Consider the following 25478-nt stretch of genomic DNA (forward strand, 5'->3'; position numbering starts at 1 on the left):
ACCGATTCCCGGAGAGTTCCATGAACGCCGCAGTTCCCCAGACCACCCTCGCCCTGCCCACCGCCAAGCTGCTGATCGACGGCGCGTTCGTCGATTCGCAAAGCGCCGAATGGGGCGACATCGTCAACCCCGCGACGCAGGAACTCATCGGCCGCGTGCCGTATGCGACGCTCGACGAGGTCGATGCCGCGATCGCGTCCGCGCAGCGCGCGTTCCAGACCTGGAAGACGACGCCGATCGGCGCGCGCCTGCGCATCATGCTGAAGTTCCAGGAGCTGGTGCGCCGCAATCTCGAACGGATCGCGCATACGCTGACGGCCGAACAAGGCAAGACGCTGCCCGATGCACAGGGCGACATCTTCCGCGGCCTCGAAGTGGTCGAGCACGCATGCTCGATCGGCACGCTGCAGCAAGGCGAATTCGCGGAGAACGTCGCGGGCGGCGTCGACACCTACACGCTGCGCCAGCCGATCGGCGTGTGCGCGGGCATCACGCCGTTCAATTTCCCCGGGATGATCCCGCTGTGGATGTTCCCGATGGCGATCGTATGCGGCAACACGTTCGTGCTGAAGCCGTCGGAGCAGGACCCGCTGTCGACCATGCAGCTCGTCGAACTCGCGATCGAGGCCGGCGTGCCGAAAGGCGTGCTGAACGTCGTGCATGGCGGCAAGACGGTAGTCGACCGCCTGTGCACGCACCCGGACATCAAGGCGATCTCGTTCGTCGGCTCGACGCGCGTCGGCACGCACGTGTACAACCTCGGCAGCCAGCACGGCAAGCGCGTGCAGTCGATGATGGGCGCGAAGAATCACGCGGTCGTGCTCCCCGACGCGCACCGCGAACAGACGATCAACGCGCTCGTCGGCGCGGGCTTCGGCGCGGCCGGCCAGCGCTGCATGGCGACGTCGGTCGTCGTGCTGGTCGGCAAGGCCCGCGACTGGCTGCCCGATCTCGTCGACAAGGCGAAGGCGCTGAAGGTCAACGCGGGCGCCGAAGCCGGCACCGACGTCGGCCCGGTCGTGTCGAAGGCGGCGAAGGAACGCATCCTGTCGCTGATCGACGCGGGCGTGAAAGCAGGCGCGACGTTGCTGCTCGACGGCCGCGACGTGAAGGTGCCCGGCTACGAGCAGGGCAACTTCGTCGGCCCGACGATCTTCTCGGGCGTGACGACCGACATGTCGATCTACACCGAAGAAATCTTCGGGCCGGTGGTGGTGGTGCTCGAGGCCGACACGCTCGACGACGCGATCGCGCTCGTCAACGCGAACCCGATGGGCAACGGCGTGGGCCTGTTCACGCAGAGCGGCGCGGCCGCGCGCAAGTTCCAGAGCGAGATCGACGTCGGCCAGGTCGGCATCAACATTCCGATTCCGGTGCCGGTGCCCTACTTCAGCTTCACCGGTTCGCGCGGCTCGAAGCTCGGCGATCTCGGCCCGTACGGCAAGCAGGTCGTGCAGTTCTACACGCAGACCAAGACGGTCACCGCGCGCTGGTTCGACGACGACGCGACGGCCGGCGGCGTGAACACGACGATCGCGCTGCGCTGATGCAACGCACAGGGAACCTCGACATGGACATTGCATTCATCGGACTCGGCAACATGGGCGGCCCCATGGCCGCCAACCTGCTCAAGGCCGGCCACGCGCTGACGGTGTTCGACCTCGACGCGCACGCGGTCGACGCCGCGGTGCGCGCCGGCGCGACGGCGGCCGGCTCGCCGCGCGACGCGGCCGCGCGCGGCGCCGTCGTGATCACGATGCTGCCGGCCGCGCAGCACGTGCGCGCCGTCTACCTCGGCGGCGACGGCGTGCTGGCCGGTGCGCGCGCCGGCGCGACGCTGATCGACTGCAGCACGATCGATCCCGGCACCGTGCGCGCGGTGGCCGACGCCGCCGCGCAGCGCGACTTCCCGCTCGCCGACGCGCCCGTGTCGGGCGGCACCGGCGGCGCGCAGGCCGGCACGCTGACCTTCATGGTCGGCGCGGACGGTGCGCTGTTCGAGCGCATCCGCCCGGTGCTGCTGGACATGGGCAAGAACGTCGTGCACTGCGGCGGCACCGGCACCGGGCAGATCGCGAAGATCTGCAACAACCTGCTGCTCGGGATCTCGATGATGGGCGTCGCGGAAGCGATGGCGCTGGGCGCCGCGCTCGGCATCGAGCCGGCCGTGCTGGCCGGCATCATCAACACGTCGACCGGCCGCTGCTGGAGTTCGGACGCGTACAACCCGTATCCGGGCGTGAGCGACACGGCGCCGGCCGCGCGCGGCTATGCGGGCGGCTTCGCGGCGAACCTGATGCTGAAGGATCTCGGGCTCGCGACCGAAGCCGCGCGCAGCGCGCATCAGCCGGTCTGGATGGGCGCGCTCGCGCAGCAGCTGTATCAGTCGATGAGCCAGCAGGGGCTCGGCGCGCTCGACTTCTCCGCGTGCGTGAAGCTGTACGAGGCGCAGCCGTCCTGACCCGCCCGGCCGCCGCCGGACGTGCGCCGACCCGCGATGCGCCCGAATGGCGTCGCGGGTCGGTTTGCATGCGGGGGAAGGAGAACGCGGGCGGCGTGTCCTGCGCGGGCGGCGCAACGGCGCCGCCGCTCGGTCAACCGCGCGGGTTCGACGCCGTCTCGAAGGTCGGATGGCACTCGAACGCGAGTTCGGAACGTGCGTCGATGCGGCGGCCGCCGCTCAGCGACTCCTGCTTCATGCTCGCGCGCATCCCGCGCTGCGTGCAGTAGTTGGTGGCTTCGCTGACGGCCTTCTCGTGGGCGTCGGCCCACGTCGTCGACACGCCGACCGTGTGCGTCGTCACGGTGAACACGTTCGGGTTCGACGTCGCCGTCACGTCGGAAGCAGTCGAACACGCGGCGAGCAAGCATGCAGCAGCCGCAATGGTCAACCATCGCAAGGTTCGAAAAGAGACTGGAATGGACATGGAGGGCAAGCGCACGCCGGGCGACGTGCATTGAGCAACATAGGCGACAGTATGCCTGCTCGATCGCCGGAGATCATGCCCCTTTCGGTGAACACATTGTTTCGAATGGTTAAACGATGGCCGAATCAGGCAAGATTTACAGCCGTCGTCGACCCTCGTTTTCGTCAGGCAGGTCATTTCGCCCGGCGCGTCCGCCGGCCGGAGCGCTCACGCCGGCGCGACGGTCAATGGGCGCCCGCCTGCCGGATTTTCGCGGACGCTTCCGCGAGGTTTCGCCACGCCGGCTGCCCCGGCGCGTAGCGGGCGCGAATGTAGGCGGCAAGCTCGGCCATCTGGCGATCGTCGAACGCATCGCCGAAGCCCGGCATGTAGCCGAGCCCGTCGGTGGCCGGCCGGTCGATCCCGTGGTGCAGCACGCGTAGCAGGTTGTCCGGCGTCGCCTGGCTGACGCTCGTGTTGAGCCCCATCAGCGGCCGCACGCCGAAATGCCCGACGCCGCCCGATTCCGCGTGACAGACCGCGCACGCCGCATCGAACGCGCGACGGCCGTTCTCGAGGCCGAGCGTCGCGATCGTTTCCGCGCCGCGCGCGTGGCGGCTGGCCGCGTCCGCGGCGACTGCCGCATCGACGGGCGGCGACAGCGACGCCAGATAATGCGCGATCGCCCGCACGTCGGACTCGGGCAGCGCCGCGAGCCCCGCGACGACGGGCGCCATCGGCCCGGCCGCGACGCCGTGCTGCGCCGAGAACCCCGTGCGCAGATAGTCGAACAGCGCGCCTTCGGTCCACGGTACGGGCGAAGCCGGCGACGCGACGAGCGGCGGCGCGACCCATCCTTCCGCTTCGCCGCCCGCCAGGTAGGCAAGGCCGCCCTTCTCCGCACCGAGCGCGTTGCGCGGCGTGTGGCAGGCGCCGCAGTGCCCGGCGCCGTCGACCAGATACTTGCCGCGATTCCACGTCGCCGAGCGCGCCGGGTCCGGCGCAAATGGCCGCGCATCGTGAAACAGCCAGTTCCAGCCGGCCACGAGACCCCGCCGGTCGAGCGGGAACGGCAGCTTCGTCTTCGGCGGCTCGTGCTTCACCGCCGGCTGCGACATCAGGTACGCATAGAGCGCGAGCAGATCGGGCTCGCTCAGCTTCGCGAATGCGGTGTACGGGAACGCCGGATACAGGTGCGAGCCGTCGCGCGAGATGCCTTCGCGCATCGCGCGGGCGAACGCCGGATACGACCACGCGCCGATGCCGGTTTCCGGATCGGGCGTGAGATTCGTCGTGTAGATCGTGCCGAACGGCGTATCGAGCGCGAGCCCGCCCGCATTGGTCGCGCCGCCCGGCGCCGTGTGGCACACCGCGCAATCGCCGGCGAGCGCGATCTGGCGGCCGCGTTCGAGCGTCGCCGCGCTCCACATCGCGCCGTCCGCGCCGCCCGGCGCAACGGGCGCGATCGGCGCCGGGCCCGGCAGGATCGCGCACGCGAGCCCGATCAGCCCGCCGACCACGCCGCCCGCGCCGCCGCCGGCCAGCCAGCGGCGCCAGCGCGATGCGCGGCGCGCGGCTGGCCGCGGCCCGTCGCCGTCGCCGTCGCCGTCGCCGTCGCCGTCGCCGGCACCGGCATCAGCATCCGCATCGGCCGGCGCCGGTTGCGCGAGCGCGGCGCGAATGTGCGCGGCGTCGAACGGCGGCGCACGAAAACGCACGCCGGTCGCGTCGTACAGCGCGTTGGCGATCGCAGCTGCGGCCGGCGCGGCCGCCTGTTCGATTCGCCGCGCGTCGTATGCGGACAGGTCGCCGTGTGCGCGATGCGCGGCTGCATCGACTGCAACCAGCTCGTGCGCGAACGCGTCGGGCCGCGCGCCGGCCTCGGTTTCGTCGTATGCGGGCCGCGCGGACAACCGTGCCCCCATCACGCGCGATATCGCGGCCTCGATCTGCCACGCCGGCAGGCCCGTCATCGACGCGTCGCCCGGCTCGCCGGCGCCCTGCCCGGCCACGACGCGCCGCACCGAGACATCGCCCGTCGCGCAATCGACCTCGAGATCGACGATCCACGCCGACCAGCGCGATTCGTGGCCGCCATCGTCGCCGGACGCGGCTGCGCGCGCATCGGCACGCTCGCCGTCGAATGCGAAACCGCGGCCGCTGACGCGCGACGGCGCGTTCGCCCGCGCCGCAACCGGCACGCCCCACGCGGCGCGTTCGCTGACCATCCGGATCGTTTCGCGCGGGCCCGCGTCCCGCGCGGCATCGAGATGCTGCAACCGCAACGCGACCGGATCGCACCGCAATGCGCCCGCGAGTTCGTCGACGAAGGATTCGCGGGCAAAGACGTGCGCGTGACCGGGAATCGCGCGATCTGCATCGGCCAGCTCGATCGACGTCTGCGCGTGCCGGTACACGAACGGCGATGGGGTGCCGGGATCGGCGCGTTCCTCCACTGCGCGAGCATCGCCCGCGCCTGCGTCGGGCGCCTGCGCACGATAGCGCCAGGTCGTCATCCGGCCATCGGGCGCGGTCCGGGTTTCGATCGCGAACGAGGCATGCGTGTGCGCATCGCTGAGCGGCCACGCGTAGCGCGCGCGGTGCGGGCGCGATGCGTCGGCGGCCGCTTCATCGTGCGGCGCCGGTTCCGTCACGCGCGCCGCCGCCGCGGGCAGATCCGCCTCAGGCTTCATCGCCGCCTCGCAAATAGCGTGCGGCGCGACGCACCGCGCGGATGATCTCCAGATGCGTGCCGCAGCGGCACAGGTTGAAGCGCAACGCCTCCCGGATCGCCGCATCGTCGGGTGTCGGGTTGCGCTCGAGCAGCGCCTTCGTGCTCATGATCATTCCGTTCAGGCAATAACCGCATTGCGCGGCCTGCTCGTCGATGAACGCGCGCTGGATCGGATGCGGCGCGTCGCGCGACCCGAGCCCTTCCAGCGTCGTGACGTCGCGTCCGTGCGCGGCGGCGGCCGGCACCACGCACGAACGCGTGGCCTGCCCGTCGACGAGCACCGTGCACGCACCGCACTGCCCGAGCCCGCAGCCGTATTTCGGACCGTTGAGCGCGCAATCGTTGCGCAGGACCAGCAGCAGCGGCGCGTCGGGCGCGGCGTCGGCGAAGGTATGCGGCGTGCCGTTCACGCGAAACGCCAGCGGCCGCGACGGAGAAGCGGGATGGGACATGAATGGATCCGGAATACGGCGTGCGGGCCGGAGTCGGCCGGCGGCGGACACGACCGCCGGCTGGCGCCTGCCGACGCGCCTGACATATAACACGCCGAAATGCGCGCGTTGCGACGCATCGATGCCCGCGCCGGCGAAACGGCTGCCCAGTGCCGACCGGCACCGGCGCCGCGCGTCAGGCCGCGGCCGCCACGTTGCCGCGCGACGGCGCCTCGAGCGGCACGTCGAACACGTCGTACCCGAACACCCACGACGGATCCTCGTTGGTGCGCAGCCACGTGTTGTTGTGCGACACGAGCTGCACCTTCGACGCACGCGCCGCGCGGTTCGCCTCGTACAGCGCGAACGCGCCCGCATGGTCGCCGATGCCGACTTCGTCGAGACAGCGCGCGAGCATCGCGGCGTCCTCGATCGCCATCGCCGCGCCCTGCGCCATGTGCGGCTTCATCGGATGGCACGCGTCGCCGAGCAGCACGAGACGGCCGCGGCTCCACAGCGGCAGCGGATCGCGCTCGAGCAGCGGCCATTTGGTGATCGACGGCGACACGTCGATCAGGTGCTGGATGTCGGGATGGAAACCGGCGAACGCCTCGCGCATCTCGTCGCGGCTGCTGTCGACCATCGACACGCCTTCCGGCCACTCGGCCTGCGGCACCCCCGTCACGTAGTAGTACTCGTCGCGCTTCTCGGTCACGTAATAGACCATCATGTGGCGATCCTCCGACCACCACTTCACGCACATGTCGTACGGCTTGTTGCCGAGCAGCGACGCGGGGAACACCGCGCGGTGCGCGACATAACCGGTGTAGCGCGGCGGTTCCGCACCGAGCAGATGCTCGCGGAGCCGCGAGTTCACGCCGTCCGCGCCGATCGCGATGTCGGCCGTCTCGACGCTGCCGTCGGCAAACGTGAGGCGCACCTCGCTGCCGGTGTCCTCCACCGCCGCGAGCCGCTTGCCGAAGCGAATCGTGCCGGGCGTCACCGCCTGCGTCATCAGCGCGTGGAAATCGCCGCGATGCACGGTCAGGTAGCTCGCGCCGTAGGTCTTGCGCGCGTAGTCGCCGAGCGGAATCCGCGACAGCACGTCGGCCGTCTGCCAATCGCGGCTGTACCAGCAATCCGGATGCGAACCCATCGTTTCCAGCGCGTCCTCGCAGCCGATGCGCCGCATGATCTTCATCACGTTCGGACCGAGATGGATGCCCGCGCCGAGACGCGAGAACGCGGGCGCCTGCTCGTACAGCGCGACGTCGTAACCGCCGCGCTGCAGCAGCGCCGCAGCGGCCGTGCCGCCGAGGCCGGCGCCGATGATTGCGATACGGGGTTTGCTCATGCGGATCTCCTGATCGTGGGCCCGTTGCCGAACGCGGCGCGAGGACGGGCGGATTGAATGGCGTTTATGTAGCGTACACACTCAATTTATTCAGGACAAGCGGATTGTCGATCGACGCCACCGCATTCGGGAAAACACCAATTATTCGCCTGAACCCCGCGCACGATAACAATACAACCATGTCTGACGTCATTTTGATCCATTGCCATTTTCAAATGTACACACTAGACTTTGCCCAACATCCGGCGATCCCGCCCGCGAGCCGCCCCACCCTCACCGACACGGAGCCTCCCGTCATGAGCAAGACCTACCGCATCGGCCAGATCGTGCCGAGTTCCAACACGACGATGGAAACCGAGATTCCCGCGATGCTGCGGCTGCGCGAAACAATCCGTCCCGAGCGCTTCACGTATCACTCGAGCCGGATGCGGATGAAGAAGGTCGTCAAGGAAGAGCTCGCGGCGATGGATGCCGAATCCGACCGCTGCGCGGTGGAACTGAGCGATGCGCGCGTCGACGTGCTCGGCTACGCGTGCCTCGTCGCGATCATGGCGATGGGGCACGGCTACCACCGCGTGTCGCAGGCGCGCCTCACGAAGCACACGGCCGACAACGGCGCGCAGGCGCCGGTACTGACGAGCGCGGGTGCACTCGTCGACGCGCTGAAGGTGATCGGCGCGAAGCGGATCGTCGTCGTCGCGCCGTACATGCTGCCGCTCACCGAGCTGGTGGTCGACTACATCCGCAACGAAGGCTTCGACGTGCTCGCCTACCGCGCGCTGGAAATCCCCGACAACCTCGACGTCGGCCGCCACGATCCGGCGCGCCTGCCCGACATCGTGAAAACGCTGCCGTACCGGGACGCCGATGCGATCGTGCTGTCCGCGTGCGTGCAGATGCCGTCGCTGCCGGCCGTCGCGAAGGTCGAGGCGATGACGGGCAAGCCGGTGATCACCGCCGCGATCGCGACCACCTACGCGATGCTGCGCGAACTCGACCTCGAGCCGGTCGTGCCCGGCGCCGGCGCGCTGCTGTCGGGCGCTTACTGAGTGCCGCCGCCACTTCGGAGACGCCCCATGCCCTCGACTTTCCTGTACGGCGCGAACGTCCGCGCCAACGGCATCCGCCAGCACTATCTGCGCTACGGCGGCGCGACCGGCGCGCGCGCATCGCGCCCGGCGATCGTGCTGATTCCAGGCATCACGAGCCCCGCGATCACCTGGGGCTTCGTCGGAGAAACCTTCGGCGCGGCGTTCGACACCTACGTGCTCGACGTACGCGGCCGCGGGCTGTCGGAAGCATCGCCGGCGCTCGACTACAGCCTCGATGCGCAGGCGGACGACGTCGCGGCGTTCGTCGCCGCGCTCGACTTGCCGCGCACGAGCCTCGTCGGCCATTCGATGGGCGCGCGGATCGCCGCGCGCGCGGCCCGGCGCGGCATCCGCGGGCTCGCGTCGGTCGTGCTCGTCGACCCACCCGTGTCGGGCCCGAACCGCCGCGACTATCCGGGCAAGCTGCCGTGGTACATCGACTCGATGGCGCTTGCGCGCGCCGGCACCGACGCCGAAGGCATGCGCGCGTTCTGCCCGACCTGGACCGATGCCGAACTGCGATTGCGCGCCGAATGGCTGCATACCTGCGACGAGCGCGCGGTGCGCATGTCGTACGAAGGCTTCCACACCGACGATTTCCACGCTGACGCCGCGCGACTGGCCGTGCCGTCGCTGCTGATCACGGCCGAGCGCGGCGACGTGGTGCGCGACGACGATGTCGCCGAACTGCAGCGCGCGACGCCGTCGATGCGGCACGTGCGCGTGCCGGATGCCGGCCACATGATCCCGTGGGACAACGCGGCGGGCTTCTACGCGGCGTTCGGCGATTTCCTCGGCGCGCCGCTCGCGGCCTGAGCGCGCGGCGCCCGCCCATTTCCTTCACGCCTTTACCGGAGCCGACGATGCCAGTCAGCGACACCCAACTGATCGACGCGTGGAAGCAGGTCCTCACGCTGTCGCGCCTCGAACCGGGCCAGACCGTCACGATCCTGACGAGCGCGGCCACCCACCCGCAGACGCTGTCGTGCGCGCTGATCGCGACGCAATCGCTGGGCGCGATCGTCAACCGGCTCGACCTGCCGCCCGTCAACGGCGACAAGGCGTTCAGCCGCGATCCGCTCGCCTACCTCGGCACGACGCCGCTGACCGGCAACAAGGCCGCGATCGCCGCGCTGCGCGAGAGCGATCTCGTGCTCGACCTGATGACGCTGCTGTTCTCGCCGGAGCAACACGACATCCTGAAATCGGGCACGAAGATCCTGCTCGCGGTCGAGCCGCCCGAAGTGCTCGTGCGGATGGTGCCGACCCTGGCCGACCGCACACGCGTACTCGCCGCATCGAAGAAGATCGCGGCCGCGCGCGAGATGCGCGTGAACTCGGCGGCCGGCACCGCGCTCGTATGCCCGCTCGGCGAGTTTCCGCCGACCGCCGAGTACGGCTTCGTCGACGCGCCGGGCCGCTGGGACCACTGGCCGAGCGGCTTCGCGCTGACTTACCCGAACGATCGCACCGCACGCGGCACGATCGTGATCGATCGCGGCGACATCCTGCTGCCGCAGAAGCACTACGTGCGCGAGCCGATCGCGCTGACCGTCGAGGGCGGCTACGCGACGCGCATCGAAGGCGGCGTCGACGCCGATCTGCTGCGCGACTACATGGAAACGTTCGCCGACCCCGAAGGCTATGCGATCTCGCACATCGGCTGGGGGCTGCAGCCGCGCGCACGCTGGTCGACGCTCGGGCTGTACGACCGCGAGGCGACGATCGGGATGGATGCGCGCGCGTTCGAAGGCAACTTCCTGTTCTCGCTCGGCCCGAACAACGAAGGCGGCGGCAACCGCACGACCACCTGCCACATCGACATCCCGCTGCGCCGCTGCACGGTCGAGCTCGACGGCGAGACCGTCGTGCGCGACGGCCGCGTGACCGATCAACCCGCCTGACCGACGAGTGCCCGACACCATGAACGATCTTTCCCGTCACGCCGAAGCGAGCGTGTATCGCCAGCAGGGCTTCGGCACGCCGCTGCCGCCGCACGGCAACCTCGGCCTGCTGATCGTCGATTTCGTGGTCGGCTTCGCCGATCCCGCGACGTTCGGCGGCGGCAACATCGCGCCGGCGATCGCGCGCACGACGCATGCGCTCGCGCTGGCGCGCGAACGCGGCTGGCCGGTCGCGCACAGCCGCATCGTCTACGCGGACGACGGCAGCGACGACAACGTGTTCTCGCTGAAAGTGCCCGGCATGGCGACGCTGACCGAGCATCATCCGAACAGCGCGATCGTGCCCGAACTCACGCCCGCGCCCGGCGAACTCGTCGTGCGCAAGACCGTGCCGTCCGCGTTCTTCGGCACGCAGCTCGCGCCGTGGCTCGCGCAGCGCGCGGTGCAGACGCTGCTCGTCGCAGGCGCCGTGACGAGCGGCTGCGTGCGCGCGAGCGTCGTCGATGCGATGTCGCACGGGTTCCGCCCGCTCGTGCTCGCCGATTGCGTCGGCGATCGCGCGATCGCGCCGCACGACGCGAACCTGTTCGACATGCAGCAGAAATATGCGGCCGTGATGCCGCTCGACGATGCGATCGCGGCGATCGACGCCGCCCAGGCCCGCGCGCGCTGAGTCGCGATGGACCACGGGCGGCGCGAGTGCGAGTGCATCGTGTGTCGCCCGCAATTGACGCTGCGCTTTTGGCGACCTAGATTGACGCCACGCGCGCCGCCGCCCGAATGCTTCCCGACGCCATCGCCCGCCGGCCGCGCCGCCCCTCGACAGGACCTCTCCCCGTGAACCGCTCCGAACTGCTCGCGCGCACCGGCTGCCTGACCGTGATCCGGCCGCCCGCGCCGCCCGTGAAGCCGGCACCCGGTCAGCCGGGCAGCCTGTCGTCCTACGTGCCGGCGCTGCCCGAAATCTTCGTCGCGATTCTCGACGACGGCCGCATCCTCGCGTTCAACGGGCACGTCGATCTCGGCACCGGCATCCGCACGTCGCTCGCGCAGATCGTCGCCGAGGAGCTCGACGTGCCGGCCGCGCGCGTGACGATGGTGCTCGGCGACACGGCCGCGACACCGAACCAGGGCCCGACCATCGCGAGCGCGACGATCCAGATTTCCGCGACGCCGCTGCGCTGCGCGGCCGCGCAGGCCCGTCACGCGCTGCTGGCGCTCGCGGCCGAGCGGCTCGGCGTCGACGCCGCGCAGTTGAACATCGACGATGGAACGATTTCAGTCGATGGGCAGGCGATGACGTTCGCCGCGCTCGTCGCCGGGCAGCGGATCGCGCTGACGCTCGACCCGAACACCCGCACGAAGGACCCGACCCAATACCGTATCGTCGGCCGCTCGTCGCCGCGCGTCGACCTGCCCGCGAAAGCGACCGGCCAGCTCACGTTCGTGCACGACATGCGCGTGCCGGGCATGCTGCACGGCCGCGTCGTGCGGCCGCCGTACGCGGGCCACGACAGCGGTCCGTTCGTCGGCACGTCGCTCGTGGGCGTCGATCGCGCGTCGGTGGCCGACGTGCCGGGGCTCGTGGCCGTCGTCGCGATCGGCGATTTCGTCGGCGTGGTGGCCGAGCGCGAGGAGCAGGCGATCCGCGCCGCGCGCCAGTTGCGCGTGACGTGGCGGCCGCTTCCCGAGCTGCCGTCGCTCGACGAGCCGGCCGCCGCGATCGCCGCCGCGCCGGCCAGACGCCGCGTACTGCTCGACGAAGGCGACGTCGACGCCGCGCAAACGGAACCGGACACGCTCACGCTGTCGCGCACCTACGCGTGGCCGTTCCAGATGCACGGCTCGATCGGCCCGTCGTGCGCGCTCGCCGACTACCGCGCACCGGGCGACGGGCGAATCACCGTGTGGTCCGGCACGCAGAACCCCGTGTCGCTGCGCTACGACCTCGCGACGCTCGTCGCGCGCGACGAAGCCGACGTCGACGTCGTGCGGATGGAAGCGGCCGGCTGCTACGGCCGCAACGGCGCGGACGACGTGTGCGGCGACGCGCTGCTGCTGTCGCGCGCGGTCGGCCGGCCGGTGCGCGTGCAGTTGTCGCGCGCGGACGAGCATCTGTGGGAACCGAAAGGCGCGGGCCAGTCGATGCAGGTGACGGGCACCGTCACGCGCGACGGCCGCCTGCTCGGCTACGACTTCACGACGCGCTACCCGTCGAACGACGCGCCGCTGCTCGCGGCGCTGCTGACCGGCGCGATCGCGCCCGAGCCGCGCGTGTTCGAGATGGGCGACCGTACGGCCGTGTCGCCGTATGCGAGCCCGCATCGCCGCTTCGTCTGCGAGGATCTCGCGCCGCTCGTGCGCGCAGCGTGGCTGCGCGGCGTGTCGGCGTTGCCGAACTCGTTCGCGCACGATGCGTTCGTCGACGAATGCGCGGCGCTGACCGGCGTCGATCCGCTCGCATTCCGGCTGCGCCACCTGCAGGACTCGCGTGCGACCGAGCTGCTGCAGGCGGTGGCCGATCGCGCGGGATGGACCACGCGCGCGCCGAACGAACGCGACGAATCGCGGCTCGTGCGCGGCCGCGGGATCGCGTATGCGCGCTACGTGCACAGCCGCTTCCCCGGCTTCGGCGCGGCGTGGTCGGCCTGGATCGTCGACCTGAGCGTCGATCGCGCGTCGGGCGAGATCCGCATCGAACGTGTGACGGTCGGTCAGGACACAGGCACGATGATCAACCCGGACGGCGTGCGCCACCAGATCCACGGCAACGTGATCCAGGTATTGAGCCGCACGCTGAAGGAGCGCGTGCGGTTCGCCGACGGCAAGGTCGCGTCGCGCGAATGGGCGAGCTACCCGATCCTGACGTTCGCGGAAGTGCCGGACGTCGATGTCGTGCTGATGCCGAGGCAAGGCGAACCGCCGCTCGGTGCCGGCGAATCGGCATCGGTGCCGGGCCCGGCCGCGGTCGCGAACGCGCTGTTCGATGCCACCGGCGTACGCTTCTACGCGCCGCCGTTCACGCCCGAAACGGTGCGCACCGCGCTGCGCGAGGCCGGCCGGCTGATGCACGCCGACGCGGCCCGCGCATCGGCCACGGCGGGCGCGACGTAGCGTGGCCTGCGCCGCGCGTCACGCGTCGCCGTCTTCTTCCATCATCTTGCGCAGCAGGAACTGCAGCGCGACCCGTTCGCCGGGATTGAGCGTGCCGTACGTGCGCTCCGTCACCTGCCGCGCGAACGGCACCGTGCGATCGATCAACGCGAGGCCGGCCGCGGTCGTGCGCACGATCAGCTTGCGGCCGTCGTTCGGGTCGGGCAACACCTCGACCAGCGCGCGTGTCTTCAGGCGCTCGACGACGCCGCGAATCGTCGCCTGATCGATCGCGGTCGCCTTGACGATGTCGTTCAGCGAACACGCCTGCCGTTCCTTGACCGCGCACAGCGTCACGAACTGCGCGGCCGTGAGATCCGAATCGGGGATCGCTTCCTGAAAAATCGACACGTGCCGCTGATACGCGCGGCGCAGCAGATGCCCGACCTGATCGTGAAAATCGTACGAATCCTTGGAAGACGCCATGAGAGTGCGGGCCCGCGCCCGCATGCAAATGAAAGACAAGCAGTGTACACCCTCAAATCCGCGCAACCGGCGGCAGAACGATCGCGTCATTGCGGTGCATCACGATTCGCGGCATCGCATGCAGATTGCGCGCGGCGGTCGCCCGAGCGCAGCGGTCGCCGGCTCGTCGCGTCGGCGCGCCGGGCCGGCCGCGCACCGTCGCGGCGGCTGCCGCAGGCCCCTGCGCGCACCGCTGCCGGCTTTCGTGCACACACTTCAATTTTGAGTGCATACGCACGAATTTCGTGCATACCGGCACGCGTGCCCCAGCCTTTTCAGCGCATGCTTCATATCGTCCATAAGCCCTTTTAAATCGTGGCTTTCCCCGGTCTTATACTGACAACACGACGATCGGATTCGTGCCCGTTCGATTCGGTATTTTCTAGTGTGTACGCTATGTATTTGACGTGATATACAGACTCCAGTGCGCAGCGGAACGTCCGCTCGCGTCGATCGAGCCACCCATTCATCCGTCACATTCGAACAGGGGCAGTCCCATGTCTACCGCACACCCGAGCGCCGCCGTTTCCGCCGACGACGCGCTGCACGGCGCTCTCTATCGCAAGGTCACGCTGCGCCTCATCACCCTCTTCTGCCTGTGTTACTTCGCGGCCTATCTCGACCGCATCAACATCGGGCTCGCGAAGCTCCAGATGCTCGATGCGCTGAAGTTCAGCGACACCGTGTACGGCCTCGGCGCCGGCCTGTTCTTCGCCGGCTACATCCTGTTCGAAGTCCCGAGCAATCTGGTGCTGCAGCGCGTCGGCGCGAAGCTGTGGATCGCGCGGATCATGATCACGTGGGGCCTGTTGTCCGGCGCGACGATGTTCGTGCAGACGCCGATGCAGTTCTACGTCGTGCGCTTCCTGCTCGGCGCCGCCGAAGCCGGTTTCCTGCCGGGCGTGCTGCTGTACCTGACGCAGTGGTATCCCGATGCGCGTCGTGCACGGATCGTCGCGCTGTTCATGGTCGGCTTGCCGCTGTCGAGCATGATCGGCAGCCCGATCTCCGGCTGGATCATGCGTGCGTTCGACGGCGTGCACGGGCTCGGCGGCTGGCAGTGGCTGTTCCTGCTCGAAGCGCTGCCGTCGGTGCTGCTCGGTTTCGCGGTGCTGCGCTGGCTGCCCAACGACATCGAATCCGCGCAATGGCTGAACGCCGACGAGAAGCGGGTGCTGCGCGCGAATCTCGACGCCGATCCGGCCGGCAACAAGAGCCACGCGCTCGGCAAGGCCTTCTCCGATCCGAAGGTGTGGGCGCTCGGCCTGATCGATCTGTGCGTGCTGCTCGGCCTGTATGCGGTGAGCTTCTGGCTGCCGACGATCCTGCGCGACACCGGCGTGAAGGACGCGTATCACATCGGCTGGCTGATGGTGATCCCGAACGCCGCGGCCGTGCTCGCCACGCTGTACTGCGGCGCCAGCTCCGATCGCGCGCGCGAACGCCGCTGGCATATCGTCGTCCCGTTCATGGTGTCGGCCGTCGCGCTGGCGATCGCGGCTTCGTCGTCGCACGGCACGCTCGGCACGGTGCTGCTGTTCTCGCTGATCAACGCCGGCGCAGCCGCCGCGATGCCGGTCGTGTGGGCGCTGCCGTCGACGTTCCTGAAGGGCTCGGCCGCCGCCGGCGGCATCGCGTTCGCGTGTTCGATCGCGAACCTCGGCGGATTCGGCAGCACCTACTTCATCGGCTGGCTGCGCGACACGTTCCATTCGCAAAGCGCAGGGCTGGTCGGCTTCGCCGCGTGCATGCTGGTCGGCTGCGCACTCGCGCTCGCCTATCCGGCCCGGCTCGTGAACCGCTGACGCCTCGCGCCGCACGCGCAACACTGCCTTTTTACAACCGCGCCGATCGCGCGGTCCGCCCCCAACGTCCCCCGCGTCATCCCGCGCACGCCGCCCTCCCGGTGCGTGCGCGCTTCCCGCCGCCACGCCGCCGCCGTTCGCCGATTTTCGCGCCACGCAGGCACGTCGATTGCGTCATCCCCGCGCCCGCCCTCCGGCGGACAGCCATCTTCCTTCCAACCGGCGCTGCGACCCGCGCGGTGCTTTGCGCGGCGGTCCCGCATCGCAATGCAGGTTTCCTGAACGAGAGGACGACATGAAATCAATACGAACGATAGTGGCCCTGTGCTCGGTCATTTCCGTGCTCGCAGCATGCGGCGGCGGCGACGACGCCGGGACCGTACTCGGCATCTCGAAGCCGCAGGCGCGCTTCATCAACGCGGTGCCGGCCGGCCCGAACCTCGACTACTACCTGAACGCGAAGATCGACCAGTCGGGCGTCGCATACAAGGGCGTGACGCGCTATCACGACATCGATTCGGGCACGCAGACCGCGAGCTACGACGTGTCGGGCACGACCTCGACCGTCGCGTCTCAATCGTTCAGCGCGGCGAACGGTCACCACTACACGACGATCGCGCTGCCGAGCACGACGTCGCTGATCTCCGTCATCGACGATCCATACGACAAGGGACTGCTGTCGGACAAGGCGCGCGTGCGCAGCTTCAACGCATCGCCGAATGCGCAGAACGTCGACGTCTACGTCGTGCCGCCGGGCACCGACATCACCACGCAAAGCCCGACGATGGCGGGCGCGGCCTACCAGAACGCCGTGCCGGCAACGACGCAGGATTCGGTCTACCTGAACGGCGGCACCTACCAGGTGATCGTCACGACGGCCGGCAGCAAGTCGCCGATCCTGAAGACCGCGCCGGTCAGCATCGGCAACAACGCCGACTGGCTGCTTCTGACGATTCCGTCGGGCGGGGTCGGCGACGTGACGCCGAACGATATCCACGTGCTCGTCGCGCAGGGCAACGACGCCGATACGTCCGCGCAGGAACTGGGGCCGCAGTAAGGGCCGGAAACGGTCGCGGCGGCCGGTGCAACATGCAACGGCCGCCGCGTGGTGTCGAATCCCGGGATCAGTCGTCGGACCGTTCGAGGCTGATCACGTGCTCGGCGCGCGTCCCGTCGCCGTGCTCGATATCGACGTCGCCGACATGGCGCACGCGCCAGCCCGGCCGCGTCGCGATCTGCGGCATGTTGCCGGACGGCCGGCTCTCGATCCCGCCGAGCCCTTCGTCGGGCGTATCGATCGCTTCGTCGAGCGACGCGTTCGAATAGATCACGTTGTCCTGCAGTTCCGACGCGCCGGTGCGGGCCTCCATGCCCTTGCCGTCGACGTCGACCGTGTTGTCGGTCATCGCCATGTTCGCGTTGTCGAGCGTGACGATCCGGCCGGCGGCACGGCGTACCGGATCGCCGCTGTCCACCGCATGCGCGTCGACGTCGATCGCCGGCAGGCCGGTCGGCATTTTCCCGGCGACCGCCTCCGGCGTCAGCGGACGCCGCGCGATCTGCGCGGCCTGGGTCGCCGCGTCGGGCATGTCGCCGGCCGCCGGCGTCTTCACCGGGCTTTTCTCGATCTGTTCCCGCTGCTTTTCCGGGGTAGGGTTCGATTCCGCGTTCTGCATCGCACCTCCTTGGCCGGCCTGCGGGCGCCAGCGTCACGCCAGCGCCGCCGGGCCGGAAATCGCTACAACGGTCCTTGCAAATCTTTCATGCGCACGGCTCCGCACGCGCGCCATCCGGCGCGCGTGCCGACGGCACGGCACCCGCAGGCGGACTGCACGCTCGCGCGCCGCCCGCCCGACCGCCGACCGTGCGTCAGCCGCCGCCGCTCGCGCCGGCCGGCCCGGAAGCCGCGCCCGGCATGCTTGCACCGGTATCGCCGCTGCTGCCGGCCGCCCCGCTGCTCGGCATGCCCGAGGGCGCGGTCGAAGGCGCGGCCGACATGCCGCTCGCTGCGCCCGAGTCGGAACTGGCTGCGCCGTTGTCGCCCTTCTTCTGGCAACCCGCGCCTGCCGCCAGGCCCGCGATCAGGATGCCGGCGAAGACGGCTCGCGATACGTGACGAAATGAATATCGCTGCATGACACCTCCGCTGATGTCGATGTGGATGGAACCCATCGACCCGCAATTTGCGTGCCTTCCCGCGCCTCCGCGGCCGCGCGCGTCGCATTCATTTTTCGAATGACGCCCAGCCGAATATTTAATTTCCCATCGCCGGGGCGGCCGCCCATACTCGCGAACAAATCCGAGACATAACGTCCACGGCGGCCCGGCCGCGCTGCGTACACCCGCGGCGCGGTTTCGCGCCCCGCACATGGAAGGAGACAACGGCGTGCAACTGGAAGCCATTCACCGCACGGGCCTCGGGCTCGGCGCGGACGACGCATCGCATCGAGACGACACGGCCGCGCGCGATCCCGCGCTGAGCCCGCGGCTGCACAATCCCGATCTCGCGCCGACCAAGGCCGAAGGCCGCACATGGGGCCGCTACAGCATCTTCGCGCTATGGACCAACGACGTGCACAACATCGCGAACTACTCGTTCGCGATCGGATTGTTCGCGCTCGGCCTGTCGGGCTGGCAGATGCTCGCGTCGCTCGCGATCGGCGCGGTGCTCGTGTACTGCTTCATGAACCTCACCGGCTACATGGGCCAGAAAACCGGCGTGCCGTTCCCGGTGATCAGCCGGATGAGCTTCGGCATCTACGGCGCGCTGCTGCCCGCGATGATCCGCGCGGTGATCGCGATCGCATGGTTCGGTATCCAGACCTATCTCGCGTCGGTCGTGCTGCGCGTGCTGCTCACCGCGATCTGGCCGGGCCTCGCCGCGTTCGACCGGAATGCGATCTGCGGGCTGTCGACGCTCGGCTGGATCACGTTCGTCGCGATCTGGCTGGTGCAGATCGGCATCCTCACGTACGGGATGGAAACGGTCCGCAAGTACGAAGGGCTCGCCGGTCCGGTGATCCTCGTCACGACGCTGTCGCTCGCCGCATGGATGATCAGCCGCACCGGCGGCCATCTCGCGATGTCGATCGGCAAGCCGATGACCGGCCTGAAGATGTGGACGGAAATCTTCGCGGGCGGCTCGCTGTGGCTCGCGATCTACGGCACGCTGGTGCTCAACTTCTGCGATTTCGCGCGTTCGTCGCCGAGCGCGAAGACCGTGCGCGTCGGCAATTTCTGGGGCCTGCCGGTCAACATCCTCGTGTTCGCGACGATCAGTTTCGTGCTCGCCGGCGCGCAGTTCGAGCTGAACGGCCACATCATCCACAGCCCGACCGAAATCATCGCGACGGTGCCGAACAAGCCGTTCCTCGTGCTCGGCTGCCTGGCGTTCCTGATCGTGACGGTGGCCGTGAACATCATGGCGAACTTCGTCGCGCCGGCCTTCGTGCTGACGAGCCTCGCGCCGCACCGCCTGTCGTTCCGCCGCGCGGGCCTGATCAGCGCGACGATCGCCGTGCTGATCCTGCCGTGGAACCTGTACAACAGCCCGATCGTGATCGTCTATTTCCTGTCCGGCCTCGGTGCGCTGCTCGGCCCGCTGTACGGGATCATCACGGTCGACTACTGGCTCGTGCGCAAGCAGCGCGTGAACGTGCCCGAGCTCTATACCGAAGCGCCGAGCGGCGCCTACTTCTACACGCGCGGCGTGAACCGCAAGGCGCTCGCGGCGCTCGTGCCGTCCGCGCTGATCTCGATCACGCTCGCCGTCGTGCCGGCCTTCAGCGCGATGACGCCGTTCTCGTGGCTGCTCGGCGCCGCGATCGCGGGCGGCGTGTACTGGCTGCTGGCCGATCGCAAACGGCACTACGAAACGCGCTCGGGCGAACACATCGCGGTCGCCTGCGCGCAACACTGACACACACGCATACGGAGTCACGATGAGGATCCTGGTAGTCAACGTCAACACGACCGAGTCGATCACCGACGCGATCGCCGCGCAGGCGCAGGCCGCCGCGTCGCCCGGCACGGAGATCGTCGGGCTGACGCCGCGCTTCGGCGCGGAGTCGATCGAAGGCAACTTCGAGAGCTACCTCGCGGCGATCGCCGTGATGGATCGCGTGTTGAACTACGACGAACCGTACGATGCGGTGATCCAGGCCGGCTACGGCGAACACGGCCGCGAAGGGCTGCAGGAACTGCTGACGGTGCCCGTCGTCGACATCACCGAAGCGGCCGCCAGCGTCGCGATGCTGCTCGGCCATCGCTACTCGGTCGTCACGACGCTCGACCGCACGGTGCCGCTGATCGAGGATCGCCTGAAGCTCGCCGGGCTCGATGCGCGCTGCGCGTCGGTGCGCGCGAGCGGCCTCGCGGTGCTGGAGCTCGAGGAGAACCCGGCCCGCGCGATCGAATCGATCGTCGGCGAGGCGCAGCGCGCGGTGCGGGACGATCGCGCGGAAGTGATCTGCCTCGGCTGCGGCGGAATGGCCGGCCTCGATCGGCAGATCGAGGAATGCACGGGCGTGCCGGTGGTCGACGGCGTGTCGGCGGCGGTCGCGCTCGCCGAGTCGCTGGTGCGACTGAAGCTGAAGACGTCGAAGGTCCGCACGTACGCGCCGCCGCGCCCGAAGCGGATCGTCGGCTGGCCGGGAACCTTCGCGAAATGACGGGCCGCCGGCCGGTTACCGTGCGGCGCGCACGCCCCGTCTCGCCGGGACGCGTATCGGCATGCGGAACCCGCTAGACCGGCCGCCCCTGCCCCGCGACGCGCCCGACGCCGCGGGTGCGCTCGACGTGCTCGATGCACGGCTGATGCGCATCCTGCTCGTGCTGCTGACCGAGCGCACCGTGTCGCGTGCGGCCGTGCGCCTGAACATGTCGCAGCCGGCGACGAGCGCCGCGCTCAAGCGCCTGCGCACGCTGCTCGGCGACCCGCTGCTGGTGCGCAGCCGCTACGGGATGGTGCCGACCGAATTCGGTGCGCGCCTGATCGAGCCGCTGCGCAACGCGCTGCGCGTGATCGACTTCATCCGCATCCAGCAGCCGACGTTCGACGCGCGCACGTCGGTGCGCACCTACCGGATCGGCTGCCCCGACTACCTGAACGTGCTGTTCGTGCCGAAGCTCGTCGCACTGTTTCGCGAGCGGGCGCCGAACGCGCAACTGGTGTTTCATCCGCTCGGCGACGGATTCGACGACGAGCGCGCGCTGGCCGACGGCGAACTCGACGTCGTGATCGACAACCGGCCCGCACGCCGGTCGCGCTTCCGGCAGGACGACCTGTTCGACGATCGCGTCGTGTGCCTGATGCGCGCGACGCATCCGCTCGCGCGGCGCGGCGCGATGACGGCCGCCGGATTCGCGGCGGCGCCGCAGCTGTGCCCGACGCCGTCGTGGCTCGAAGCGTCCGGCGCGATCGACCGGCAGCTCGAACGCGTGGGCCTGCAGCGGCGCATCGCCGTCACGCTGCCGCACTTCGAGCTCGCCGCGCATGCGCTCGTGCGCACCGACCTGATCCTCACCACCACGTACCGGCTCGCGCGGCACTACGCGAAGCTGCTGCCGCTCGCCGCGGTCGCGCTGCCGGCCGAGCCGCCGGACATCGTGTACCGGATGACGTGGAACGAAGCGGGATCGTGCGCGGAAGGCGGTCGGTGGCTGCGCGGACTGATCGCCGAAGCGACGCGCGCGTGGCTCGACGCCGAGGCGATGCTGCCGGCGGTCGCCGCGGTCGCCGCTGCCGCGGCCGATACGGACATCCCGACAACCGCGCCGGCCGCCGCCGATCCGCCCGAGCCCGCCCGACGCACGCGCCGCGGACCGGCCACGCATTGCCATGCGTCGCATCCGGCACGCGTCGCGCAGGCGGCACGCATCCATCGCATCGCGACGAAGTCGCACTGACCGGCGCCGCAGCTAGGCGGCAAGCGTGCGCTCGAACGCCGCATGTCAGACCGGTCCTATTTACCCGCACCGCGACGACTCGCCAGAATGACGCATTGAACGCATGCCGACGGACGTCGCGTCGCGAACGCCCGTAGCCGCTTTATCGAATCGAGGAAATCCGCATGAAGAACACACTCGTCGCGCTGGCCGTCCCGGTCGCGCTATTCGCGAGCGCCGGCGCATTCGCCGGTACTCAGGACTGCTCGACACGCATCCGCGCGCTGCACACGCAGATCGACAACGCGAAACGGTTCGGCAACACGCAACAGGCGATGCGCCAGCAGGCCGCGCTCGAACGGATCATGGCCAACTGCACGGATGCCGGTCAGCTCGCACGCGCCGAACGCAAGCTGACCGACAAGGCGCGCGACCTGCGTCACGCGGAAGACGAGGTACGCGACGCACAGGCGCGCGTCCACGAAGCCGAAGCGCTCGGCGATGCAAGGAAGCTGAACAACGCGCAACGCAAGCTCGCCGACAAGCAGGCGAAGCTGCGCAACGCCACGCGCGATCTGCACGACGCGCAGGTCGATCGCGATGCGCTGAAAGGCTGACGGATCGAAACGGCGTGCCGCGCGAATATGCATTTCACGATTCGATGTTTGTCGGCCGGAAACCGATTCCGTAATCTGCCCGGCAGCCGCGCCGCCCGCGCGCGGATCACCGAACCGAGGACACGCCGCCGATGACCCACTCTTTCGCCACGGCACGCCGCCGCACGCTGCAGCGCCTTGCCGCCCTCGCCGCCGCGCCGCTCGCGAGCGGCCTCGCGCTGCCCGCGCGCGCGGCCGGCGCCGACCTGTCGGGCGTCACGCTCGTGCTCGGCGATCAGGCCGGCGGCCTGCGGGCGCTGGCCGAAGCGGCGCGCGTGCTCGACGGCACGCCGTACCGGTCCCGCTGGGCCAACTTCCAGGGCGCCGCGCCGCTGTTCGAAGCGCAGCGCGCGGGCGCGATCGATCTCGCGCCAGCCGGCGACCTCCCCGTCCTGACGGCCGCGCTCGGCGATCCGTCGTTGCGGATCGTCGCGACGCGCGTCGGCTCGCCGACGTCGCTCGGCATCGTCGTGCAGCCCGACTCGCCGGTGCGCACGGTGGCCGACCTGAAAGGGCAAACGGTCGTCGTGTCGTCCGCGCGCGGCAGCATCTCGCAATACCAGTTGTACGGCGCGCTGCGCGAACACGGGCTCGCGCCGCGCGACGTCGACGTGCGCTTCGTGCTGCCGGTCGACGCGTTCGCCGCGTTCGAGGCGAAGCGGATCGGCATCTGGGCCACGTTCGATCCGTACTACGGGCATGCGGTGCGACGCGGCGCGCGCATCGTCCGCGACGGCAGCGGCATCAATTCGGGGCTCGCGTTCCTCACGTCGCCGGTCGAAACCCTCGACGATCGCGGCAAGCGCGCGGCGCTCGCGGACGTGCTCGCGCGGCTCGCCCGCGCGGGCCAATGGGCGCTCGCGCACCCGGCCGACTACGCGAGCGTCTATGCGTCGCTCACGCGCCTGCCGCCCGACGCGGCCGCCGATATCGCACGGCGGGCCGCGCTCGCGCAGCGCAGCCTCAGCGACGCCGACATCGACGTACTGCAACGCGTCGCCGATCGCGCGGCGGCGGACGCGATCCTGCCGCGCCGCGTCGACGTCGCGTCGATCGCCATCCGGAACGTAGCGTCCTGAGTAGTGGCACGCGGAGCGCGGGCGCGCGTTCAGCGCGGCCGCGCCGTGTCGAGATCCGGTACGTCGTCGGCGAACGTCGACCGTGCGACCGCGCATCTCGCGTCCGTCGACATCTCCCTCAATCGAGCCACACGCCGTCGAACCGGTGTCCGCCGAGCGGCGAGAACGTCAGCCCATGTACGCGCCTGGAAATCGGCAGCGACACGATCGACGTCGCGATCGGCGTGAACGGCACCTGGTCCTTGAACACCACCTGCGCCTGCTCGTACAGCGCCGTGCGCTTCGCGACATCCGCGTTCGAACGCGCCGCCGTCACGAGTTGCTCGAAGTCCTTGTTGCACCACTTCGCGAGATTGCTGCCGTGCACCGCCTCGCAGCCGAGCAGCGTGCCGAGCCAGTTGTCGGGGTCGCCGTTGTCGCCCGACCAGCCGTACAGGATCGCGTCGTGCTGCCCGTCGTGTTTCGCGCGGCGGTTGTATTCGCCCCATTCGTAGCTGACGATCTTCGCGCGCACGCCGATCTTCGCCCAGTCCTGCTGGATCAGTTGCGCCATCAGCTGGGCATTCGGGTTGTACGGGCGCTGCACGGGCATCGCCCACAGCGTCAGGTCGAAGCCGTTCGGAAAGCCGGCCTGCGCGAGCAGCGCCTTCGCGGCCGCCGGATCGCGCGGCGCGTCCTTCAGGCGCGGGTTGTACGACCATTGCGCGGGCGGCATCGGGTTCGTCGCGATCGTCGCGTCGCCGTTGAACACGGTCTTGATGATCGCCGCCTTGTCGATCGCGATGTCGAGCGCGCGCCGCACGTCGACGCGATCGAGCGGCGGATGCTGCGTGTTGTACGCGACGAAGCCGACGTTGAAGCCCGTCCCCGAGAACACCGTCAGCTTCGGGTCGCGCCGCACCGTCTCGAGATCGGCCGGCCGCGGAAACACCGACACCTGGCACTCGCCGGCCACGAGCTTCTGCAACCGCGCGGCCGGATCGGGCGTGATCGCGAACACGAGGCGCGCGAGCTTCACGTCGTCCGGTTTCCAGTAGTCGGGATTCGCGTCGTAGCGGATCAGCGCGTCCTTCTGGTACGTGCGCAGCAGGAACGGCCCCGTGCCGACCGGGAACTGGTTGATGTCCGACTCGCGATGGCGCGCGGCGAGCTGCGACGCATATTCGGCCGACAGCACCGACGCGAACGCCATCGCGAGATTGCGCACGAAGACGACGTCGGGCGACTTCAGCACGAAGCGCACCGTATAGTCGTCGACCTTCTCGATGCGCTCGATGTTGCGGTCGAAGCCGAGATCGCTGAAATACGGGAAGCTGACCGGATAGGCCTGGCGAAACGGATCGTTCGGGTCGAGCATCCGGCGGAACGTGAACACGACGTCGTCGGCCTGGAACGGCCGAGTCGGCTTGAACCACGCGGTCGTCTGGAATTTCACGCCGCGCCGCAGGTGGAACGTGATCGTGCGCTGATCGGGCGACACGTCCCAGCTCGTCGCCAGCGACGGGACGAGATCGAGCGTGCCGCGCTTGAATTGCACGAGCCCGTTGTAGATCGTGTACGTGCTCGCATCGAAATCGGTGCTCGTCGTATGCTGACCGGGATCGAAGCCGGCCGGGCTGCCTTCGGAGCAGTACACGAGTGTCTTGCCCGCGGGGGCCGCGAGTGCGTGCGGCACGGCGCCGGCCAGCAGCAGCGACGCGGCCATGCAGCGCAGCGCGGCGCCGGCATGCGATACGCCGCGCGTACGGCGCGCGGCTGACGAAACGAAAGGATTCTTCATGGTGAGAGAGGCAAGCAAGAAGTGCCATGCGAATGACGACCGTCGATCTTCGCGCGCATCCCGCCGATCGCTTACCAATTAATTCCGCGTTGCTTATCGTCGCGGATGCATCCCGCTGCCCCTGCATGGGAATGTCCATGCGAGCGCCGTGGACATGCTCGCGGAACACCGCCGCGACGCCCGGCGCTGCGTCATGACGCAGCGCCGTTCGCTCACGGTTGCGGACATCCTTCC

The 25478-nt window shown here is 69.5% G+C and carries 22 protein-coding genes; 15 read left to right on the top strand and 7 right to left on the bottom strand.

The genetic code is table 11. From position 1 onward, the window contains the following. Positions 1 to 20: 20 nt before the first annotated feature. Entirely contained in the window at positions 21 to 1547 is a 1527-nt protein-coding gene (locus tag WS95_RS05575; RefSeq protein ID WP_059822691.1) for a CoA-acylating methylmalonate-semialdehyde dehydrogenase, read from the top strand. A gap of 23 nt (positions 1548 to 1570) precedes the next feature. Further along, positions 1571 to 2461 carry a 3-hydroxyisobutyrate dehydrogenase gene (mmsB, locus tag WS95_RS05580; protein ID WP_059822693.1) on the top strand — a complete coding sequence of 297 codons (891 nt, stop codon included), beginning with the start codon at positions 1571 to 1573 and terminating at the stop codon, positions 2459 to 2461. A gap of 133 nt (positions 2462 to 2594) precedes the next feature. On the opposite strand, the gene WS95_RS05585 is transcribed toward mmsB, so the two are convergent. From WS95_RS05585 to WS95_RS05600, 4 genes are all read right to left on the bottom strand, one after another. Then, positions 2595 to 2927 (bottom strand): hypothetical protein, encoded by a 333-nt coding sequence (locus WS95_RS05585; protein WP_034205107.1) that lies wholly within the window; start codon positions 2925 to 2927, stop codon positions 2595 to 2597. 224 nt (positions 2928 to 3151) lie between these two features. Continuing rightward, positions 3152 to 5599, bottom strand: coding sequence for a c-type cytochrome (locus WS95_RS05590; protein WP_059822695.1), 2448 nt, complete (start codon positions 5597 to 5599; stop codon positions 3152 to 3154). Beyond that, positions 5589 to 6092 (bottom strand): (2Fe-2S)-binding protein, encoded by a 504-nt coding sequence (locus WS95_RS05595; protein WP_059822698.1) that lies wholly within the window; start codon positions 6090 to 6092, stop codon positions 5589 to 5591. Before WS95_RS05595 ends, WS95_RS05590 begins: the two co-directional genes overlap by 11 nt. A gap of 175 nt (positions 6093 to 6267) precedes the next feature. Continuing rightward, positions 6268 to 7425, bottom strand: coding sequence for an FAD-dependent monooxygenase (locus tag WS95_RS05600; RefSeq protein ID WP_059783903.1), 1158 nt, complete (start codon positions 7423 to 7425; stop codon positions 6268 to 6270). 296 nt (positions 7426 to 7721) lie between these two features. On the opposite strand from WS95_RS05600, the gene WS95_RS05605 reads away from it, so the two are divergent. From WS95_RS05605 to WS95_RS05625, 5 genes are all read left to right on the top strand, one after another. After that, entirely contained in the window at positions 7722 to 8474 is a 753-nt protein-coding gene (locus WS95_RS05605) for a maleate cis-trans isomerase family protein (protein ID WP_034205111.1), read from the top strand. A 27-nt stretch (positions 8475 to 8501) separates the two neighbouring features. After that, the gene (locus WS95_RS05610; RefSeq protein WP_059822700.1) at positions 8502 to 9332 is read left to right on the top strand and encodes an alpha/beta fold hydrolase; all 831 of its coding nucleotides are present in this window, start codon (positions 8502 to 8504) and stop codon (positions 9330 to 9332) included. A gap of 47 nt (positions 9333 to 9379) precedes the next feature. Continuing rightward, on the top strand, positions 9380 to 10420 hold the full coding sequence (locus tag WS95_RS05615; protein ID WP_034205113.1) for a 2,5-dihydroxypyridine 5,6-dioxygenase: 1041 nt from the start codon (positions 9380 to 9382) through the stop codon (positions 10418 to 10420). Positions 10421 to 10439: 19 nt separating this feature from the next. After that, positions 10440 to 11093 carry an isochorismatase family protein gene (locus WS95_RS05620; protein WP_034206221.1) on the top strand — a complete coding sequence of 218 codons (654 nt, stop codon included), beginning with the start codon at positions 10440 to 10442 and terminating at the stop codon, positions 11091 to 11093. Positions 11094 to 11257: 164 nt separating this feature from the next. Continuing rightward, positions 11258 to 13534 carry a xanthine dehydrogenase family protein molybdopterin-binding subunit gene (locus WS95_RS05625; protein ID WP_059822702.1) on the top strand — a complete coding sequence of 759 codons (2277 nt, stop codon included), beginning with the start codon at positions 11258 to 11260 and terminating at the stop codon, positions 13532 to 13534. 18 nt (positions 13535 to 13552) lie between these two features. On the opposite strand, the gene WS95_RS05630 is transcribed toward WS95_RS05625, so the two are convergent. Next, positions 13553 to 13999 (bottom strand): MarR family winged helix-turn-helix transcriptional regulator, encoded by a 447-nt coding sequence (locus tag WS95_RS05630; RefSeq protein ID WP_059500814.1) that lies wholly within the window; start codon positions 13997 to 13999, stop codon positions 13553 to 13555. A 536-nt stretch (positions 14000 to 14535) separates the two neighbouring features. Here WS95_RS05630 and WS95_RS05640 point away from each other — a divergent pair. Then, the gene (locus WS95_RS05640) at positions 14536 to 15843 is read left to right on the top strand and encodes an MFS transporter (protein ID WP_059783912.1); all 1308 of its coding nucleotides are present in this window, start codon (positions 14536 to 14538) and stop codon (positions 15841 to 15843) included. Between the two features lie 295 nt (positions 15844 to 16138). Continuing rightward, entirely contained in the window at positions 16139 to 16900 is a 762-nt protein-coding gene (locus WS95_RS05645) for a DUF4397 domain-containing protein (protein ID WP_034205117.1), read from the top strand. Positions 16901 to 16967: 67 nt separating this feature from the next. Here the strand turns inward: WS95_RS05645 and WS95_RS05650 are convergent, their stop codons facing one another. Beyond that, positions 16968 to 17519, bottom strand: a complete 552-nt coding sequence (locus tag WS95_RS05650; RefSeq protein ID WP_059822706.1) for a DUF3005 domain-containing protein — start codon at positions 17517 to 17519, stop codon at positions 16968 to 16970. Between the two features lie 188 nt (positions 17520 to 17707). Between WS95_RS05650 and WS95_RS05655 the strand changes: the two genes are divergently transcribed. From WS95_RS05655 to WS95_RS05680, 6 genes are all read left to right on the top strand, one after another. Beyond that, positions 17708 to 17959: a hypothetical protein gene (locus WS95_RS05655; protein WP_230624801.1), complete on the top strand. Its 252-nt coding sequence runs from the start codon at positions 17708 to 17710 to the stop codon at positions 17957 to 17959. A gap of 252 nt (positions 17960 to 18211) precedes the next feature. Further along, positions 18212 to 19762: an NCS1 family nucleobase:cation symporter-1 gene (locus WS95_RS05660; RefSeq protein ID WP_059822709.1), complete on the top strand. Its 1551-nt coding sequence runs from the start codon at positions 18212 to 18214 to the stop codon at positions 19760 to 19762. A gap of 22 nt (positions 19763 to 19784) precedes the next feature. Then, positions 19785 to 20513: an aspartate/glutamate racemase family protein gene (locus WS95_RS05665; protein ID WP_059822711.1), complete on the top strand. Its 729-nt coding sequence runs from the start codon at positions 19785 to 19787 to the stop codon at positions 20511 to 20513. 61 nt (positions 20514 to 20574) lie between these two features. Continuing rightward, complete coding sequence (locus WS95_RS05670; protein ID WP_059822713.1) at positions 20575 to 21750, top strand: LysR family transcriptional regulator; 1176 nt, start codon at positions 20575 to 20577, stop codon at positions 21748 to 21750. Between the two features lie 164 nt (positions 21751 to 21914). Then, a complete protein-coding gene (locus WS95_RS05675) occupies positions 21915 to 22346 on the top strand; it encodes a DUF1090 family protein (protein WP_059822715.1) in 432 nt (143 codons plus the stop codon). A gap of 131 nt (positions 22347 to 22477) precedes the next feature. Further along, the gene (locus WS95_RS05680; RefSeq protein WP_059822717.1) at positions 22478 to 23464 is read left to right on the top strand and encodes an ABC transporter substrate-binding protein; all 987 of its coding nucleotides are present in this window, start codon (positions 22478 to 22480) and stop codon (positions 23462 to 23464) included. A gap of 118 nt (positions 23465 to 23582) precedes the next feature. On the opposite strand, the gene WS95_RS05685 is transcribed toward WS95_RS05680, so the two are convergent. Next, a complete protein-coding gene (locus tag WS95_RS05685) occupies positions 23583 to 25244 on the bottom strand; it encodes an ABC transporter substrate-binding protein (RefSeq protein ID WP_059822719.1) in 1662 nt (553 codons plus the stop codon). Positions 25245 to 25478: the final 234 nt, after the last annotated feature.

This window comes from Burkholderia sp. MSMB1826 (genome assembly GCF_001526325.1).
In the GTDB taxonomy this organism is placed as follows: domain Bacteria; phylum Pseudomonadota; class Gammaproteobacteria; order Burkholderiales; family Burkholderiaceae; genus Burkholderia.

What these genes read in the sequence shown, in the direction of transcription:
- WS95_RS05575 (WP_059822691.1), top strand. Translation starts at nt 21, where the DNA reads ATGAACGCCGCAGTTCCCCAGACCACCCTCGCCCTGCCCACCGCCAAG.
- mmsB (WP_059822693.1), top strand. Translation starts at nt 1,571, where the DNA reads ATGGACATTGCATTCATCGGACTCGGCAACATGGGCGGCCCCATGGCC.
- WS95_RS05585 (WP_034205107.1), bottom strand. Translation starts at nt 2,927, where the DNA reads ATGTCCATTCCAGTCTCTTTTCGAACCTTGCGATGGTTGACCATTGCG.
- WS95_RS05590 (WP_059822695.1), bottom strand. Translation starts at nt 5,599, where the DNA reads ATGAAGCCTGAGGCGGATCTGCCCGCGGCGGCGGCGCGCGTGACGGAA.
- WS95_RS05595 (WP_059822698.1), bottom strand. Translation starts at nt 6,092, where the DNA reads ATGTCCCATCCCGCTTCTCCGTCGCGGCCGCTGGCGTTTCGCGTGAAC.
- WS95_RS05600 (WP_059783903.1), bottom strand. Translation starts at nt 7,425, where the DNA reads ATGAGCAAACCCCGTATCGCAATCATCGGCGCCGGCCTCGGCGGCACG.
- WS95_RS05605 (WP_034205111.1), top strand. Translation starts at nt 7,722, where the DNA reads ATGAGCAAGACCTACCGCATCGGCCAGATCGTGCCGAGTTCCAACACG.
- WS95_RS05610 (WP_059822700.1), top strand. Translation starts at nt 8,502, where the DNA reads ATGCCCTCGACTTTCCTGTACGGCGCGAACGTCCGCGCCAACGGCATC.
- WS95_RS05615 (WP_034205113.1), top strand. Translation starts at nt 9,380, where the DNA reads ATGCCAGTCAGCGACACCCAACTGATCGACGCGTGGAAGCAGGTCCTC.
- WS95_RS05620 (WP_034206221.1), top strand. Translation starts at nt 10,440, where the DNA reads ATGAACGATCTTTCCCGTCACGCCGAAGCGAGCGTGTATCGCCAGCAG.
- WS95_RS05630 (WP_059500814.1), bottom strand. Translation starts at nt 13,999, where the DNA reads ATGGCGTCTTCCAAGGATTCGTACGATTTTCACGATCAGGTCGGGCAT.
- WS95_RS05640 (WP_059783912.1), top strand. Translation starts at nt 14,536, where the DNA reads ATGTCTACCGCACACCCGAGCGCCGCCGTTTCCGCCGACGACGCGCTG.
- WS95_RS05645 (WP_034205117.1), top strand. Translation starts at nt 16,139, where the DNA reads ATGAAATCAATACGAACGATAGTGGCCCTGTGCTCGGTCATTTCCGTG.
- WS95_RS05650 (WP_059822706.1), bottom strand. Translation starts at nt 17,519, where the DNA reads ATGCAGAACGCGGAATCGAACCCTACCCCGGAAAAGCAGCGGGAACAG.
- WS95_RS05660 (WP_059822709.1), top strand. Translation starts at nt 18,212, where the DNA reads ATGGAAGGAGACAACGGCGTGCAACTGGAAGCCATTCACCGCACGGGC.
- WS95_RS05665 (WP_059822711.1), top strand. Translation starts at nt 19,785, where the DNA reads ATGAGGATCCTGGTAGTCAACGTCAACACGACCGAGTCGATCACCGAC.
- WS95_RS05670 (WP_059822713.1), top strand. Translation starts at nt 20,575, where the DNA reads ATGCGGAACCCGCTAGACCGGCCGCCCCTGCCCCGCGACGCGCCCGAC.
- WS95_RS05675 (WP_059822715.1), top strand. Translation starts at nt 21,915, where the DNA reads ATGAAGAACACACTCGTCGCGCTGGCCGTCCCGGTCGCGCTATTCGCG.
- WS95_RS05680 (WP_059822717.1), top strand. Translation starts at nt 22,478, where the DNA reads ATGACCCACTCTTTCGCCACGGCACGCCGCCGCACGCTGCAGCGCCTT.
- WS95_RS05685 (WP_059822719.1), bottom strand. Translation starts at nt 25,244, where the DNA reads ATGAAGAATCCTTTCGTTTCGTCAGCCGCGCGCCGTACGCGCGGCGTA.